Here is a 15,791-nt window from a genome sequence, read left to right as displayed (position 1 = left end):
GGGTCGCGCAGGCTCACTGCTGGTATTCGCGCAGCCGGTTGTAGAGGGTCTTCATGCTGATGCCCAGGAGCGTGGCCGTGCGCTCCCGGTGGCGCCCGCAGCGCTCGTAGGTGGCCAGAATGATCTGCCGCTCCACATCGGCAAGCTGCGTGCCCAGCTCGACCACGAGCTGGTTCGCGCCGGCAGTGAACGGCGTCCGGGCGCTGTCGGGCCCTTCAGCGCCGGGCATGGCCACGGCAAACGCAGCAGGCGCGCCGCCTTGCGCGTGCCCTTGCCCCTGCCCCTGCACAGGCACCGTGGCGGGCAGCCATTCCTCGTCGATCTCGGCGCCGGTCGCCATCACCCACGCGCGCTGCAGCACATTGCGCAACTCCCGGACGTTGCCGGGCCAGCGCCAGCCCGCAAGCCGCGCGAGCGCCGGCGCGCTCAGGTGCTTGGCCTCGCCCTCCTGGCGCCCCATCTCGCGCAGAAAGTCGACCGCGATCAACGCCGTGTCGTCGCCGCGCTCGCGCAGCGGCGGCAAGGCAATGGGAAACACGTTGAGGCGGTACAGCAGGTCTTCGCGCATCCTGCCGCTGGCCACCGCCACCGCGGCGTCGCGGTTGGTGGCGGCAATGACGCGCACGTCAGTCTGCTGCACCTGGGTCGAGCCCACGCGCATGAAGGTGCCGGTTTCCAGCACCCGCAGGAGCTTGACCTGCAGCTCCAGCGGCATTTCGGTAACTTCGTCCAGAAAAAGCGTGCCGCCGTGCGCACGCTCGAAAAAGCCCTGGTGCTGGCGCTCCGCGCCGGTGAAGCTGCCGCGCTCGTGACCGAAAATTTCGCTTTCGATCAGGCTGGGCGAGAGTGCACCGCAGTTCACGGCCAGGAACGGCTGCTCGCGCCGCCGGCTCATGTCGTGCACTGCGCGCGCCACCAGTTCCTTGCCGGTGCCGCTCTCGCCATGAATGAACACGGTGACGGCCGTGCGCGCGACGCGAGTGATCTGGCGGTAAACGCGCTGCATCTCCTGCGAGCGGCCGATCAACGGACCGAAGCGGCCGGTTTCGCGCCAAAGTTCTTCCACCTCGTCGAATTCCGCGCGCAACTGCGAGGGCGCGATCAGGCGCGACAGCAATCCCTTCAAATGCTGCGGATTGATGGGTTTGACCAGGTAATCTGCCGCGCCCAGGCGCATGGCACGTATCGAGGTTTCCAGGCTTGCCTGGCCCGTCATGAGCACCAGCACCGTGTCGTTGAGCGCCTCGTCTTTTTCGTCCAACAGCGCAAAGCCGTCGCCGTCGGGCAGGTGAAGGTCGAGCAGGAGCAGGTCGGGCCGCTGCATGGTCATGAGGCGGCGCGCCGCCGCGATGGAGCTCGCGCACATCACCGAGTGGCCTTCGCGTGCCACAAACGCGGCCATCATCCTTGCGGAGTCTTCATCGTCCTCGACGATCAATGCGTGCGCCAAATCGACTCTCCCGAACTGATGCGCGTCGTGGCGCGCTGTTGTTTGCGTCCCTGCTGCGCAGGATGCGCCATGGCAGCGCTCCCGCCCGGCGCCTTACTCGTTGAAGTCGCGTGAGATTTCATGCAGACGCTGTGTCAGCGTATTCATACGCGCTACCTGGCGCACCAGCACCTGGAGGGCTTCCTGTCGCAGCGCGTCGTCGTCCGCGGAGCCCATCAGCTCCAGCGCCACCGCCATGGCACCCACCGGCGCACGCAGGTCGTGGTCAAGCTGCCGAGCGGCCAGGGCCTGCAGGGCCATGCGCTCGCGCAGCGCGGCCAGCTGCGCTGCGGCCGACGGCACCTCGCATTCCCTGCGGCCTCGTTGCACGGCGCCGGCGAAGGCGCTGGCGGCCATGCCCATCGCGGCGGCCACCATCGCAACCTTCCACGAGCCCGGCCGGCGCTGCTCGCCGCTTTGAATGTTTGTCATGACTACCAGTGTGGGCCAATGCGACGCCGCTGTCTGCCAGCAATCGCCTGCAAGTTTTGCGGCAAACCTTCCCAGGGCCCTCAAGCAGCGGCGCGGCAATGGATACTTTGAGCCTCTTTCAGGCCCTTAAGTCGCGGCGACGGCTTCTTTTTGGCCTGGCACGACCATTGCGCTGTCCAACGCCATGAACCCCATGATGGCCATGCAGGCGCGCCAGGCGCAAGCACCTGTTTTTTCTCCACGCCTGCAGCATGCGGTGCGGCTGCTGCAACTGTCTTCGCAAGACTATGCGCAGGCATTGCGCGACGCCGCCGAGCTGAACCCTTTTCTCGAAGTGGACGAACCCTCTGCAGGAAGCGAGGTGAATGCGCAGTTCGAGGCGGCCGCCGCCTTCGAGCGCATCACCGCCTCGCCGCCCGCCGGCACGCGGCACCTGTCGCACGACGAGAGCTTCGACGTGATGCAGCGCGTGGCGCTGCCACCGTCGCTGGCGGCACACCTGCATGCGCAGGTGGGCGTGCTGCGGCTGTCGCCACGCGAGCGTGCCTTCGCGCACGCGGTGGTCGAGTCGCTGGACGACGACGGCTACCTGCGCATCTCGCTGGACGACATTGCCCACGCACTGGGGGAAAATCCCGCCGCTGGCGCCTGCGAGCTGCGCACCGCGCTGTGCCGGGTGCAGGCCCTGGACCCGGCCGGCGTGGGCGCGCGCGACGTGTCCGAATGCTTGTGCCTGCAACTCGACGCCATCGGCTCGTTCGAGGTGCGCGCGCTGGCGCGGCGCATGCTGCAGGGCCACATCGGGCTGCTTGCGGCGCAAGACTGGCGCGGCTTGGCCAAAGCGCTGGGTGCAACGCCCGCCGAGCTGCAGTGCGCGGCGGCGGGCATTCGCCGGCTGAACCCGCGCCCGGGCTGGTCCCAGGGCGAAACGGGCTCGCGCATCGTCATTGCCGACGTCACGGTCAAGAAAGTGCGCGGCACGTGGCGCACCTCGCTCAACGCGCACGCGATGCCGCGGGTGCGGCTGAATGCCGACTGCGCGCGGTTGCTCGACATCCGCCGCGGCGCGGGCACCGCCGCGCTCAAGGCCTACCTGGAACAGGCGCGCTGGATGGTGGGCACGGTGGCGCAGCGCACCTCCACCATCCTTGACGTGGCGAGCGCCATCGTCGCGCGCCAGCAGATGTTCCTGGAGCACGGCCCGCTCGCCATGAAGCCGCTGGGCCTCAAGGAAATCGCCGACGAGGTGGGCGTGCATGCGTCGACCGTGTCGCGCACGGTGCACAACAAGTACATCGCCACGCCCGCGGGCGTGTTTGAGCTGCAGCACTTCTTTTCTCGCGGGCTGCAGCACACGGCAGGCGGCGCGAGCGCGCCGGTGGCCGTGCAGCAGCTGATTCGCGAACTCATCGCCATTGAGGCACCAACCGCGCCGCTGAGCGATGCAGCGCTGGCACGGCAGCTGGCGCAGCAAGGCTTTCACATTGCCCGGCGCACGATCACCAAGTACCGCCAGACGCTGGCCATCGACCCCGTGGAGCGGCGCCGCGCGCGCGGCGAGCGGCTTGCCGCAGCGTCCTGAACGCCTGACGGGAGCCCGTACCGTGTCCATCGCATTCTTGGCTCAACTGAGCCGCGGCCAGGCACCGCTCACGCTCACGCAGCCGCGAGAGGTGCAGCAACTGGTCATGCTGCGCGCGGCCGGCCTGGTGGCCGCTTTCACCCTGCACGCCACCGAACGCGGCCAGATACGTGAATACGGCCGCTTTCTTGCGCTGACGCCTGCGGGCCGTGTGGCGCTGGCTGACAGCCAACACCAGGCCTGAGGACCAAGCCTTGGGCGGTCAGCGCCCGTAAATAACGTCGACCACTTCGGCGGCCTGCACCAGCTGCCGCACCCCCGCATCAAGCGTCCGCCAGCCGCCAGCCGCCAGCGTGTGAACCCAGTGCACCGCCGCACGGCTTTTCCAGGCATTGGGCGGTGCGGCCAGCGGCAGCGTGCGCGTGCCTTCGAAGCGCTCGGCCACGAAGTCGTGCAAGGAGCCCCTCACGTTGCGCAACGCCAGATCCCGCCCCGCGTGCCATGGAAGCGCGCTTCGATGGTGGCGTCGCACCTGGCTGGCCGGTTCCACGAACAGCCGAGCCGCACCACGCAGCCGCCGGGCAGGTCGAACTGCGCGAGCGCGTGGTCTTCCACATGCTCTGCGGGCATCACCAGCCGCCGCCCTTCGGCATGCAGACAGCCGGTGACCGAGCGCACCTGCGCAAAGTCGGGCACCCACAGCGCCAGGTCGATCATGTGGACGCCCAGGTCGCTCACGCACCCGCCGCCCGGGCGCTGCGAGCCATGCAACTGCGCTCGGTTGGGTCCGAGCGCCCGGTGAAAAGCCAGCTCGACCGCGAACACCTCGCCGATCTCGCCGGCCGCGACGCACTGGCGCACCGCCTGCATGGCCCGCGTGCGCCGGTACGACAGGTTGTCGCCCAGCAGCCGGTCGGCACGCTGCGCGGCGTCGACCACATGCCGTGTCTCGGCGGCACCGCGCGCCAGCGGCCACAGGCTGAACACGGCAATGCCGCGCGCAAGCGCCGCCTCGGCCTGGGCGGCATGCGCCTGCCCGGGCGTGGCAAGCACGATGCCGTCCACGGGGTGCTGCAGCAGCGCGTCGAACGATTCGCACAAGGCCGCACCGGGCTCGACGCCGTGCGCCACCTCCCGCTTTTGCGCATCGGCGTCGCCGATGGCCACCACCTCGGCGGCGCCGTCCACGGCAATGGTGAGCATGCGTTCGCGAGCCAGCGAGCCCGCGCCGTAGAAGCCCAGGCGTGGCCGGTGGCGCATGCGCTCGACCGCGCGGGCCGCGAGGCGGGATGGAACAGGGCGGCAACTGCGGAGTTCGTTGTGCGGACGCTCATGGGAATCGACAAGGCTTTCATCGACACGTGCTTGGCCACGCACATGCCTGCCATGCGTAACGCCGCATCGCCTGCAGTACCGACGAACGCACAGGTACTCTTCCTACGCACGCAACTGCGTGTGCCTAGAGCATTCATTGCTCCTTCTCTTCAACCACTCACCAGGAATTTCCCGATGGCCACCACTTTGCGCAGCGACGGAACCGCCCACACCAACGCTCTCGGCATTGCCGACTGGATTGCCCTCGTGCTGATGATCGTCGGCGCCATCAACTGGGGCCTCGTCGGCGCGTTCAACTTTGACCTCGTGGCCGCAATCTTCGGAAGCGGCACTATGGCGAGCCGTGCCGTCTACGTGCTGGTCGGCCTCGGCGGGCTCTGGGGCCTGACGCTGCCAATGCGCCTCGCGCCGCGTGCCCGCTGAGCAGTGCTTTCAGGAATTCCGAAAGACACCCTAATGACCGACACCAGCACCAACGACAAGGACTCCTCTGGCGCGGACCGCACGGGCCCAGTCGGCGATGCGCACCAGCTCCCCGCGCAGAAGGCCATGAAGCAGTTCTCCAAGACCGACGCCGAACGCGACGCGCCCGTGGGGCCGAACGACGGCCCGGCGCTCACGCAGCGCGAAGGCGACGACAAGCCGCCCGCCGCCATCTGACGGCTCGCGCAAGCGCCGCCATCAGGGGGGCAGCCAGCGACAGATCCGATCTGCCGCTGGCTGCCCCTTTTTATGCCCCGCTCAGGCGATTGCGAGCACGCCCGCCGGTTGTTGAACCCCCTGACTCTGTTGCCAGCGCCACGCGTCGCCGCAGATATCGGCAATGGTGCGACGCGCGCTCCAGCCGGTGGCCTTGCGCATCAGCTCGACGTCGGCCCAGTAGGCCGCCGCATCGCCGTCGCGCCGAGGGCCCACGGCATGGCGCACGTCCGCGCCGCACGCGCGGCCAAAGGCACCGATCAGCTCCATCACCGAGGTGCCCCTGCCCACGCCCAGGTTGAAGGCCGATGCGCCAGCGTGCGCGTCCAGATGGCGCAGCGCCGCGAGGTGCCCTTCAGCCACGTCCATCACGTGCACATAGTCGCGCACGCAGGTGCCATCGGGCGTGGGGTAGTCGCCGCCATGCACGGTGAGCCGCTCGCTCGCGCTCGACGCAACCTTGCACAGCACCGGCAGCAGGTTGTTGGGCGCGCCCGCGGTGCGTTCGCCCAGCAGGCCGCTCGGGTGCGCGCCGGCCGGGTTGAAGTAGCGCAGCGACGCGATGCGCCAGCGTGCATCGGCCTGGGCCAGGTCCTGCAGCAGCCGCTCGACAAAGAGCTTGGAGCGCCCGTAGGGGCTGCAGGGCTGCAGCACCGCGCTCTCGCACACGGGCGAACTCTCCGGCTGCCCATAGACCGTGGCCGACGACGAGAAGATGAGCCGGTGCACGCCGGCGCGCTGCATGGCAGCCACGAGGCTGAGCGAGCCCTGCACGTTGCAGTCGTAGTAGCTCACCGGGTGCGCGACCGATTCGCCCACTGACTTCAGGCCCGCGAAGTGCACCACCGCATGCACGCGGTGCGTGGCGAAGATGTCGTCGAGCAAGGCGCCGTCACGAACGTCGCCGCGCCAGAAGGCAATCGGCTCGGCGCATGCGGCCACTTGCGCGATGCGCTCAAGCGAGCCTGCGTCGGCGTTGCCGAGGTTGTCGACGACGAGCGGCGTGAAGCCTGCTTCGATGAGTGCCACGCAGGTGTGGCTGCCGATGAAACCGGCGCCGCCGGTCACGAGGATGTTCTTGGTCATTGCGACTCCGTAAGAGAGATGCAAGCCAACGGCAAGCGACATACCCGGCGCCGCTTGTGCGGGCCCATGCGCTTGCCTCGGGACTCGTGCGGCCTTCGCGCGGCAAGGCTTGCCGGTATCGGTACGGATTGCCGCCGCCTGCTCCGCGCTGGGTGCCTAGGCTGCCGGGCATCGCGCTTGCCCTGTAGGCACACACCTCATGGAAATCTGCTTTGACCCTTGACCCACGTTCCTCCGCCGCGCCGCTGTTCAGGTCGTTCTGGATCGGCGGCTACGAAGGCGCCGACCACCTCAACAGCCGTGGCGAAGAAGTGGCGATGAACCTGCGCAACGGCCACGCGCAGAGGCGCGATGAGGACTATGCGCGGCTTGCGCGCCTGGGCATTCGCACGATCCGCGAGAGCATCGGCTGGCGCAGCTTTGCCGCGCTCGGTGCGCCGGCCGGCCGCCGCGAAATCGTGCGAACGGCGCAGCTGGCGGCGCGCCACGGCCTGCAGGTGATCTGGACGCTGCACCACTACGGCGTGCCCGACGGCGTGGACCTTTTCGCGGATGACTTCGCGCCGCGCTTCGCCGGTTTCTGCGATGTGGTCGCACGCAGCCTGCGCGATGTTGCCGACCTGGCCGGCGGCCCCCTCGTGTTCCAGCCAGTCAACGAGATCTCGTTCCTCAGCTGGGCCGCGAGCAGCACTTCGCTGATGCATCCATTCCTTCCGACCCAGCCCGATGCCACCGAGCGCGCCCACGCGCTCAAATGCAACCTGGTGCGCGCGGCGCTGCGCGGCACCGATGCGCTGTGGGCGACCTGGCCCGATGCGCGCATCGTGCACAACGATCCCTTGATCCACGTGGTGCCCGCCACCGAAAGCGTTCACGACGACCGCATCGTTCAAGCCCTGCACGGCGACCCCGCGGCCTGGGTCCTGCAGGCGCGCGCACTCGACGACGCGCAGTACGAAGCCTGGGACATGCTGTGCGGCAGGCGCGAGCCCTCGCTGGGCGGCGCGCCCCGCTACCTCGACGTGTTGGGCCTGAACTACTACCACAGCAACCAGTGGGAGCACCCCACCAACGAGCGCCTGCACTGGCATGTGCGCGACCCGCGCCGGCGCGACCTCGCCGACATGCTCGCGGGCATCTGGCAACGCTACGGCCGGCCCCTGTTCATTGCCGAGACCGGCCACGTCGGCGACGGCCGCGCGCAGTGGATCGATGAGGTGGCCACCGCCGCACAACGCTGCCGCATCGCCAACGTGCCGCTCGAAGGCATCTGCCTGTATCCGCTGGTCGACCGCCCCGACTGGGAGGACACGCAGCACTGGCACCGCAGCGGCCTGTGGGACGTCGAGCGCCGCAGCGGCGACCGGCAGATCCATCTGCCTTCGCTGCGGCGGCTGCTGCACTGGCAGGCGAATTACACATCGAACGCTTTACCCCTTTCACCCCTTTCATCGACCCAGACCCACCCTTCAGGAAGCCCCATGACCCCCACCTTGATCGTCTTCTCCCACTTGCGCTGGGACTTCGTCTACCAGCGTCCGCAGCAGCTGCTGTCGCGCCTGGCGCAGCACTTTCACGTCGTGTTCGTAGAAGAGCCGATGCCGGGCGCCGCGCAAGCGGTACTCGAAACGCTCTCGCCCTGCGACGGCGTGACGGTGCTGCGGCCGCACCTGGCCGGCACGGCCACGGGCTTCCACGACGACCACATTCCGCAGCTGCAGATGCTGCTGGCGCAGCACCTGGAGGCCTCGGGCACGGGCGACTACTGGCTGTGGTTCTACACACCCATGGCGATGCCGCTGGCCGCGGGCCTGCAGCCGGTGGGCGTGGTGTACGACTGCATGGACGAACTCTCCGCGTTCCGCCACGCACCGCGCCAGCTGCTGCAACGGGAGAGCGCGCTGTTCCACATGGCCGACCTGGTGTTCACCGGCGGGCAGAGCCTGTACGAGTCCAAGCGCGAGCGCCATGCCGACACGCACTGCTTTCCGAGCAGCGTCGATGCCGCGCACTTCTCGCCGCCGTCCCGGGCGGACGCCGACCACCCGGCACAGGCAGGCATCGCCCGCCCGCGGCTGGGCTACTGCGGCGTGATCGACGAACGCATTGACCTCTCGCTCTTCGAAGCCTTGGCCGATGCGCACCCCGAGTGGCAGATCGTGGCGGTCGGTCCCGTCGTAAAGATCGACCGCGCCGCGTTGCCGCAGCGCGACAACATCCACTGGCTGGGCCAGCGCAGCTACCAGGACCTTCCCGAACTCATCGCGGGCTGGGACGTGTGCCTGATGCCCTTTGCGCTAAACGAAGCCACGCGCTACATCAGCCCGACCAAGACGCTTGAGTACATGGCCGCCGACAAGCCGATCGTGAGCACGCCGATCCGCGACGTGGTATGCCCCTATGCGGGCCTGGTCGGCATCGCCGACGACGCGCAAACCTTCGTGCGCGCCTGCGAGGACATGCTCGCGCTGGACGACGCGGGGCGCGCACGGCAGGCCGCCGCGCGCGAGGAGGTGCTGCAGTCGACCTCGTGGGACCGCACGGCCGACCAGATGGCGGTGTTGATGGCGCTCACGGCGGACAAGAAGCGGCGATCCCGCCCGGCGCCGGCAGCTTCGCGAACGCAACCGGCGGCGGGTCGCACGGACGACCAGGGCCCCGCCAGCCATCCCATCGTCATCCTCGGCGCCGGGCCCACGGGCCTGGCAGCCGCGCTGCACGCCGGGCAGGACGCCTTGCTGGTGGAGCAGAACGAGACCGTGGGCGGTTGGTGCCGCTCCATCGAGGACAAGGGCTTCACCTTCGACTGTGCCGGGCACATCATGTTCTCCACCGACCCGTACGTGCTGGCGCTGTACGAGCGCCTGCTGGGCGACAACCTGCATTGGCAAAACCGCGAGGCCTGGATCTACAGCAAGGAGGTGTACACGCGGTATCCGTTCCAGTCGGCGCTGCACGGCCTGCCGCCCGACGTGCTGAAGGAGTGTCTGGTCGGCGCCATCGAGGCGCGCTTCGGCAGTCTGGACAAGCCAACGCTGCGCGTGTCCCCGACCGGCCCGTCGCGCGCGGCAGCATCGCCGGCCGCCACCGCGCCGCCCGCGGTCCACACCGCGACTGCCGCGCCCGCCGCGCTGCCGGCCACGCCGCCGGCCATGGCGCCGCGCAATTTCGAGGAGTTCATCTACAAGGTCTGGGGCAAGGGCGTGGCCAGGCATTTCGCCATCCCGTACAACCGCAAGCTGTGGGCGGTGCCGCTGAGCGACATGGAAACCTCCTGGCTCGGCGGGCGCGTGCCGATGCCCGACCTCGACGAAATGATCGAAGGTGCGCTGCAGCCGGTGCACAAGCCCATCGGTCCGAACGCGCGTTTCGGCTACCCGCTGCGCGGCGGTTTCCAAGCGCTGATGAACGGCTTCCTGCCGCTGCTTGAAGGTCCGCTGGCGCTCGGCACCCGCGTGACTGCAGTGTCGCCCTCTCGCAAGACCGTGAGCTTCGACGACGGGCGCACGGTGGCGTTTGACACCCTCATCAACACCATGCCGCTGCCGCGCCTGGTCGAGGCCATCGGCGCCGAAGCCCCGGCCTTCGTGCGCGAGGCGGCGCGCCAGCTGCGCCATGTGTCCGTGCGCTGCGTGAACCTGGGCGTGGCGCGCGAGAACATCACCGACAAGCACTGGATCTACTACCCCGAGGACACGGTGTTCCACCGCGTGTTCGTGCAGGGCAACGCAAGCCCGCATTGCAACGCGCCGGGCGGCTTCGGGCTGACTTGCGAGATCACGTATTCGCCTTCCAAGCCGCTGCCCGCCGAGGGCCAGGCGTTGATCCAGCGCTGCATCGACGACGCCGTGAGTGTCGGATTGCTGCGCCCGGACGATGCCATCGTGTGCGCCAACGAGGTCGACATGCCCATTGCCTACGTGGTCTACGACCACGCACGCGCGGCGCATGTGGAGGCGATTCGCAGCTGGCTTGCGGACGCCGGCATCCTGCTGGCGGGGCGCTACAGCGAGTGGGCGTACTACAACTCCGACCACGCCTTCGTCGCCGGCCACAAGGCCGCAGAGGCGGCGCTGAAGCTGAACGCCGACGCGGCGCCGCGCGCCGTGGCGGCGGCCGCCTGACCGCCAGGCCGGCGGCGGGCAGCACGCCGCTGCCCGACCGTCCGGTTCGGTTTCTCTGGCGCTACGTGCGCCAGAGGCCCGCCGCCTTCGGCGTGCTGCTGACGCTGATCGTGGCGGCGGCCTCCTGCTCGGTGGGCGTGCAGTACGGCATGAAGCTCATCGTCGACACCATGGCCGACAACGACCGCAGCTCGCGCGCCATCTGGAAATGGCTCGGCCTGTTCATCGTGCTGATCGCCGCCGAGAGCGCCTTCTGGCGGCTGAGCGGCTGGCTGGGCTGCGTCACGGTGGTCAAAAGCGGCGTGGACGTTCGGCTCGACCTGTTCAGGCACCTGTCGGGCCACTCGCTGGACTACTTCTCGCGACATCTCGCAGGCTCGCTGGGCAACCGCGTGACGGCCACCGCGGGCGCGACCGGCGCCATCTTCGGCACGTTCATCTGGAAGATCCTGCCGCCGTGCGTGGACTTCATCGGCGCGGTGGTGGTGCTGTGCACGATCGACGTGCGCATGGCGCTCGCGCTCATCGGCTTCGTGGCGGTGGTGGCCACCTTCATGTTCGCCTTCGGTCGCCGCGCGCGGCCGTTGCAGCAGGTGTTTGCCGCGCGCGCGTCGCAGGTGGGCGGCGAAGTGGTGGACGTCGTGTCGAACATCTTCACCGTGATGGCGTTCTCGGCGCGCGAGCGCGAGTACCAGCGCCTGCGCGCGGCCTTCGGCCTCGAGGCGCAGGCGCAGCGGCGCAGCTGGCTTTTTCTGGAGAAGGCACGCGCCTGCCACGACCTGTGCCTGTGGCTGATGGCCGGCGCCATGCTGATCTGGGCCGTCGAGGCCTGGCGCGCCGGACTCAGCGAGGCCGGCGACGTGGTGCTGATCAGTGCACTGACCTTTCGCATCCTCCACGGCTCGCGCGAACTGGCGCTGTCGCTGGTCGATGCATCGCAGCATTTCGGCGTGATCACCGAAATGCTGCGCGTGGTGGCGGTGCCGCACGAGGTGGCCGACCGGCCGGGCGCAGCGCCCTTCGAGCCCGGCGCGGGCGCCATCGCCTTTCACGACGTGTGCTTCGCCTACGAGGAACGCCGGCCGGTGTTCGAGCACCTGGACCTGCTCATTCCCGCGGGGCAGCGGCTGGGTGTGGTCGGACCGTCGGGCGCGGGCAAGTCGACCTTCGTGCGGCTGATCGGCCGTGTGATGGACGCCACGCGCGGCAGCATCACGGTCGACGGCGTGGACGTGTCGCATGTGCAACAGGACAGCCTGCGCAACGCCATCGGCGTGGTGCCGCAGGACATCACGCTGCTGCACCGCTCCATTCTCGAAAACCTGCGCTACGGCAACCCCGCGGCAAGCGACGCGCAGGTGCACGCGGCCGCGCGCGAGGCGCTGTGCCACGACTTCATCATGGCGCTGCCCGAGGGCTACGACACGGTGGTGGGCGAGCGAGGCGCGCGGCTGTCGGGCGGCCAGCGCCAGCGCATCAGCATTGCGCGCGCCATGCTCAAGAACGCGCCGGTGCTGTTGCTCGACGAAGCCACCTCGGCGCTGGACAGCCGCTCCGAGGCGGAGATCCAGGCCGCGCTAGATCGGCTCATGCGCGGGCGCACGGTGGTGGCGGTGGCGCACCGGCTGTCGACGGTGGCGGCATTCGACCGCATCGTGGTGCTGGTAGACGGGCGCATCGTGGAAGACGGCGCGCCGGGCGTGCTGATTGCGCGCGGCGGCGTGTACGCCGACCTGTGGCGCATGCAGGCGCAGGGGCAGGAAACCGCTTGAACCTGCTTGGAATTCAGCCGTGCGTGTGCGCCGGCGTACAAGGGGCCGAGGAAAGGCCGCAAGCCTGATGCCCGTCTTGCGCTGTCGTGTCGGACGAAGGCATGGGTCCGGCGCTCGAAGGTCCGACGCGCGCTTGCCGCGGCCACCGTGCAGCACTCACCAGGCGGCGCGTTCAAGGCCTACAGAGCGCATCGGTACGCACGCGCAGTTTGAAAAGCGTCCGAGTTGCGCGTGTCTCGCTTCAGCCGCTTTCAAGAAGGCCCGGCAAGACATGGGCGCCCGGTCACGTTGCCGTCTTTCCACCCCTCTTGCGCCGCATGCCGGCGCGCCTCACGATCAGGAGATCTTTCTCATGTTTTCTCACAACAAGCGCCTTCAATACACCCTGCGGGTGAGCGAGTCGAACCCCGGCCTCGCCAACTTGATGCTCGAGCAGTTCGGCGGATCGCAGGGCGAGCTCGCCGCGGCCTGCCGCTACTTCACACAGGCCATCGGCGAGGACGACCCCGGCCGCAAGGACATGTTGTTCGACATCGCCACCGAAGAGCTGAGCCACTTGGAGGTGATCGGCACCATGGTGGCCATGCTGAACAAGGGCGCCAAGGGCCGACTGGCCGAAGGCGTCGACTCCGAAGCTGAAGCCTACCGCAGCATCACGGCCGCGGGCAACGACAGCCACATCACGCAGGTGCTCTATGGCGGCGGCCCCGCGCTGGTCAACTCCGCGGGCGTTCCGTGGACGGCGGCGTACATCGACACCATCGGCGAGCCCACCGCCGACCTGCGCTCGAACATCGCGGCGGAGGCAAGAGCCAAGATCGTCTATGAACGCCTGATCAACCTCACGGACGACCCGGGCGTGAAGGAAGCGCTGGGCTTCCTCATGACGCGCGAAATCGCCCACCAGAAGTCGTTTGAAAAGGCGCTCTACGCTATTTCGCCCAACTTCCCGCCGGGCAAGCTACCGGGCATGCCCGAGTTCACCAACGTGTACTTCGACATGTCCAAGGGTGGCGATGTGCGCGGTCCCTGGAACCAAGGGCCCCAATGGGAGTTTGTGGACGCGCCTGACGACCAAGTGGCGCTTGACGGCGGCGACGGCAGCGCAACCGTAAGGATGACGCCCGAGGAAGAAACGGCCGTCGATGCCATGGCCCTGCGGACAGCCTCCGACCCGCTGGGCGATCCGCAGACCGGCGCCGAACTCGGCATGTCGGAAGATGCCATGCTCAACACGCTGAACGACCAGCTCGACAAGACGCGCTGAGCGAGGCGCACTGACGAGGAGCGCCGGCCGAGGCCGGCCGCGCCTTCAGCGGAGCCCGGCGCGCCGTCCGCTGCGTCGGCGCTGGAGCGCCAAGGCCAGCAGCGCCACCGCGGCAATGCCTATCGCAACCTTGCGCGCCGCGCCCTTCGGGTTGTGCATGAGTTCCGCCCGGCCGCCCATCTCCGCGTACAGGTTGGGCACGTGGCCGCGCGCCAGGTCCTCCACCAGGCCCTCGCCCACGTTCACGCGGTCCGCCAGCAGCAACATCAGCCAGCGCCGCAGGTCGTTCTCGGAATGGTAGAAGGCCTGGCGACGCAGCCACCCGCTGAGGCCTTTGGGGGGCTGCGCGGTGCCGTACACCCGGGTGATGCGCGGACGCTCAGTGGACACCAGCACTTCGGCATGCGAGTGCTGCTGCTCCGGCGGCGGCATAGGGTACGGCAGGCGCGGTGGCGTGCGCTCCATCGGATAGGCCGGGCGGTCGGCATGGTCGAGGTCGGCGCCCCAGCCGAGGATATGGGCGTGGCGCTCGCGCTGGGTGCGCGGCGTGCCTTCGGTGTCGGTGATGATCATGTCGAGGTTGCTCCAATATGAGGGGGCGAGCGGCAGGCGTGTCGCGGTGTCGGCAGCTCAGGCCGCCATCGCGGAGGGCGGCACGAGCACCGCCTTGATGCAGTTGTCCAGCTTGCTGGAGAACAGGTGGTAGGCGTCGGCCACGTCGCACAGGTCGATGCGGTGCGTGATGATCTCCTTCGGGTTGATGTGCCCGGCCTGGATATGCTCGATGAGCCGCGGCAAGTGCCGCTTGACGCTGGTCTGGTTCATGCGCAGCGTCAGGCCCTTGTTGACGGCGTTGCCGATGGGCATGGCATTGAAGGTCGGACCGTACACGCCCACGATCGACACGCGGCCACCCTTGCGCACCGAGTTGATGCACCAGTGCAGCACCGTGGCGGCGCCGCCCTGCAGCTTGAGCCTGACACCCAGCAGCGTTTGCGCGAAGCTGCCCGCGGCCTCGCAACCCACGCAGTCGATGCACACGTCGGCGCCCAGCCAGTCGGTCATCTTCTTGATGTGAATGGCCATGTCGCCCACGTCTTTGAAGTCGACCACTTCGCACTGCGCGTAGCGGCGCACGAAGTCGAGCCGATATTCGACGTGGTCGACCACGATCACCCGGCCCGCGCCCAGCAGCCATGCCGACTTGGCGGCGAAGATGCCCACAGGCCCCGCGCCGAAGATCACCACCGTGTCGCCCTCCTCAATGTCGCCCATCTCCGCGGCCTGGTAGCCGGTGGGCAAGGCGTCGGTGAGCAACACGGCGTCGTCCACGTCCATGTCGGGCGGGATCACTGTGGGCCCCACGTCGGCCATGGGCACGCGCACGTACTCCGCCTGGCCGCCTTCGTAGCCGCCCGTGGTGTGCGAGTAGCCGAAGATGCCGCCCACGGCCGTGGCAGCCGGATTGGTTTCGTGGCAGTTGCTGTAGAGCTCTTTCTGGCAAAAGTAGCAATTGCCGCAAAAGATGTTGAAGGGCACCAGCACATGGTCGCCCGGCTTGAGGTGCTGCACCGCCGTGCCCACGGCCTCAACCACGCCGGTGAACTCGTGGCCGAAGGTGGTGCCCACGCGGGTGTCGGGCACAAGGCCGTGGTACAGGTGCAGGTCGGAGCCGCAGATGCACGAGCGCGTGACGCGCACGATCGCATCGCCCGGGTGTTCGATTTCGGGCTCGGCCTTGTGCGAAGCGCGAACGCGGTAGGGGCCGCGATAGTTCATTGCAAGCATGGTGGGTGACTCCTGAGGGGGGTTGCGATGGGCGAAATGCGGGCGCACGCCGCGAGGCCTGCCGAGCGCGCCTTTAAAAAAAGCCTGCCGAGGTGAGGTCGCAGCGCGACGTGTTCACGCCGTAGGTGGCAAGCGGCGTGCCCGAGGTGGCGAAGGCACCCGCAGTGGCCGCGGCGCGCGCGACTTGCGCTGTTTGCGCTATTTGGAAGTGGGTGGG

Annotated in this window: 14 protein-coding genes; 7 read left to right on the top strand and 7 right to left on the bottom strand. The window is 68.6% G+C overall.

The window, feature by feature from the left end:
* Positions 1-13: 13 nt before the first annotated feature.
* Positions 14-1,450: a sigma-54-dependent transcriptional regulator gene (locus QTI51_RS32445; protein ID WP_286517391.1), complete on the bottom strand. Its 1,437-nt coding sequence runs from the start codon at positions 1,448-1,450 to the stop codon at positions 14-16.
* A gap of 93 nt (positions 1,451-1,543) precedes the next feature.
* Positions 1,544-1,921 carry a histidine kinase dimerization/phospho-acceptor domain-containing protein gene (locus tag QTI51_RS32440; RefSeq protein WP_286517390.1) on the bottom strand — a complete coding sequence of 126 codons (378 nt, stop codon included), beginning with the start codon at positions 1,919-1,921 and terminating at the stop codon, positions 1,544-1,546.
* Between the two features lie 184 nt (positions 1,922-2,105).
* Between QTI51_RS32440 and rpoN the strand changes: the two genes are divergently transcribed.
* Both rpoN and QTI51_RS32430 read left to right on the top strand, forming a co-directional pair.
* A complete protein-coding gene (gene rpoN / locus QTI51_RS32435; RefSeq protein ID WP_286517389.1) occupies positions 2,106-3,503 on the top strand; it encodes an RNA polymerase factor sigma-54 in 1,398 nt (465 codons plus the stop codon).
* A gap of 22 nt (positions 3,504-3,525) precedes the next feature.
* A complete protein-coding gene (locus QTI51_RS32430) occupies positions 3,526-3,747 on the top strand; it encodes a hypothetical protein (RefSeq protein ID WP_286517388.1) in 222 nt (73 codons plus the stop codon).
* Positions 3,748-3,765: 18 nt separating this feature from the next.
* Here QTI51_RS32430 and QTI51_RS32425 read toward each other — a convergent pair whose 3' ends face one another.
* Together QTI51_RS32425 and QTI51_RS32420 are read right to left on the bottom strand one after the other, a co-directional pair.
* Positions 3,766-3,972: a hypothetical protein gene (locus QTI51_RS32425; protein ID WP_286547680.1), complete on the bottom strand. Its 207-nt coding sequence runs from the start codon at positions 3,970-3,972 to the stop codon at positions 3,766-3,768.
* A complete protein-coding gene (locus tag QTI51_RS32420) occupies positions 3,969-4,763 on the bottom strand; it encodes a Gfo/Idh/MocA family protein (protein WP_286517386.1) in 795 nt (264 codons plus the stop codon). Before QTI51_RS32420 ends, QTI51_RS32425 begins: the two co-directional genes overlap by 4 nt.
* A 249-nt stretch (positions 4,764-5,012) precedes the next feature.
* Between QTI51_RS32420 and QTI51_RS32415 the strand changes: the two genes are divergently transcribed.
* Together QTI51_RS32415 and QTI51_RS32410 are read left to right on the top strand one after the other, a co-directional pair.
* The gene (locus QTI51_RS32415; RefSeq protein ID WP_286517385.1) at positions 5,013-5,261 is read left to right on the top strand and encodes a DUF378 domain-containing protein; all 249 of its coding nucleotides are present in this window, start codon (positions 5,013-5,015) and stop codon (positions 5,259-5,261) included.
* Positions 5,262-5,294: 33 nt separating this feature from the next.
* Entirely contained in the window at positions 5,295-5,498 is a 204-nt protein-coding gene (locus QTI51_RS32410) for a hypothetical protein (RefSeq protein WP_286517384.1), read from the top strand.
* An 81-nt stretch (positions 5,499-5,579) separates the two neighbouring features.
* Here QTI51_RS32410 and galE read toward each other — a convergent pair whose 3' ends face one another.
* Positions 5,580-6,623: a UDP-glucose 4-epimerase GalE gene (galE, locus tag QTI51_RS32405; protein WP_286517383.1), complete on the bottom strand. Its 1,044-nt coding sequence runs from the start codon at positions 6,621-6,623 to the stop codon at positions 5,580-5,582.
* A gap of 212 nt (positions 6,624-6,835) precedes the next feature.
* Here galE and QTI51_RS32400 point away from each other — a divergent pair, with 212 nt between their 5' ends.
* The 3 genes from QTI51_RS32400 (at position 6,836) to QTI51_RS32390 (ending at position 13,786) form a co-directional block, all read left to right on the top strand.
* Positions 6,836-10,747, top strand: a complete 3,912-nt coding sequence (locus tag QTI51_RS32400) for an FAD-dependent oxidoreductase (RefSeq protein WP_286517382.1) — start codon at positions 6,836-6,838, stop codon at positions 10,745-10,747.
* 65 nt (positions 10,748-10,812) lie between these two features.
* Positions 10,813-12,519 (top strand): ABC transporter ATP-binding protein, encoded by a 1,707-nt coding sequence (locus QTI51_RS32395; protein ID WP_286517381.1) that lies wholly within the window; start codon positions 10,813-10,815, stop codon positions 12,517-12,519.
* A 352-nt stretch (positions 12,520-12,871) separates the two neighbouring features.
* Positions 12,872-13,786 (top strand): manganese catalase family protein, encoded by a 915-nt coding sequence (locus tag QTI51_RS32390; protein ID WP_286517380.1) that lies wholly within the window; start codon positions 12,872-12,874, stop codon positions 13,784-13,786.
* Positions 13,787-13,831: 45 nt separating this feature from the next.
* On the opposite strand, the gene QTI51_RS32385 is transcribed toward QTI51_RS32390, so the two are convergent.
* Positions 13,832-14,359: a hypothetical protein gene (locus tag QTI51_RS32385; protein ID WP_286517379.1), complete on the bottom strand. Its 528-nt coding sequence runs from the start codon at positions 14,357-14,359 to the stop codon at positions 13,832-13,834.
* Between the two features lie 57 nt (positions 14,360-14,416).
* Entirely contained in the window at positions 14,417-15,574 is a 1,158-nt protein-coding gene (locus QTI51_RS32380) for a zinc-dependent alcohol dehydrogenase (RefSeq protein ID WP_286517378.1), read from the bottom strand.
* Positions 15,575-15,791 lie beyond the last annotated feature (217 nt).

Source organism: Variovorax sp. J22G73, assembly GCF_030317035.1.
Lineage (GTDB): Bacteria > Pseudomonadota > Gammaproteobacteria > Burkholderiales > Burkholderiaceae_C > Variovorax.
The sequence above is the reverse complement of the archived record's forward strand: the minus strand, read 5'-3'. Positions and strand labels throughout refer to the sequence as shown.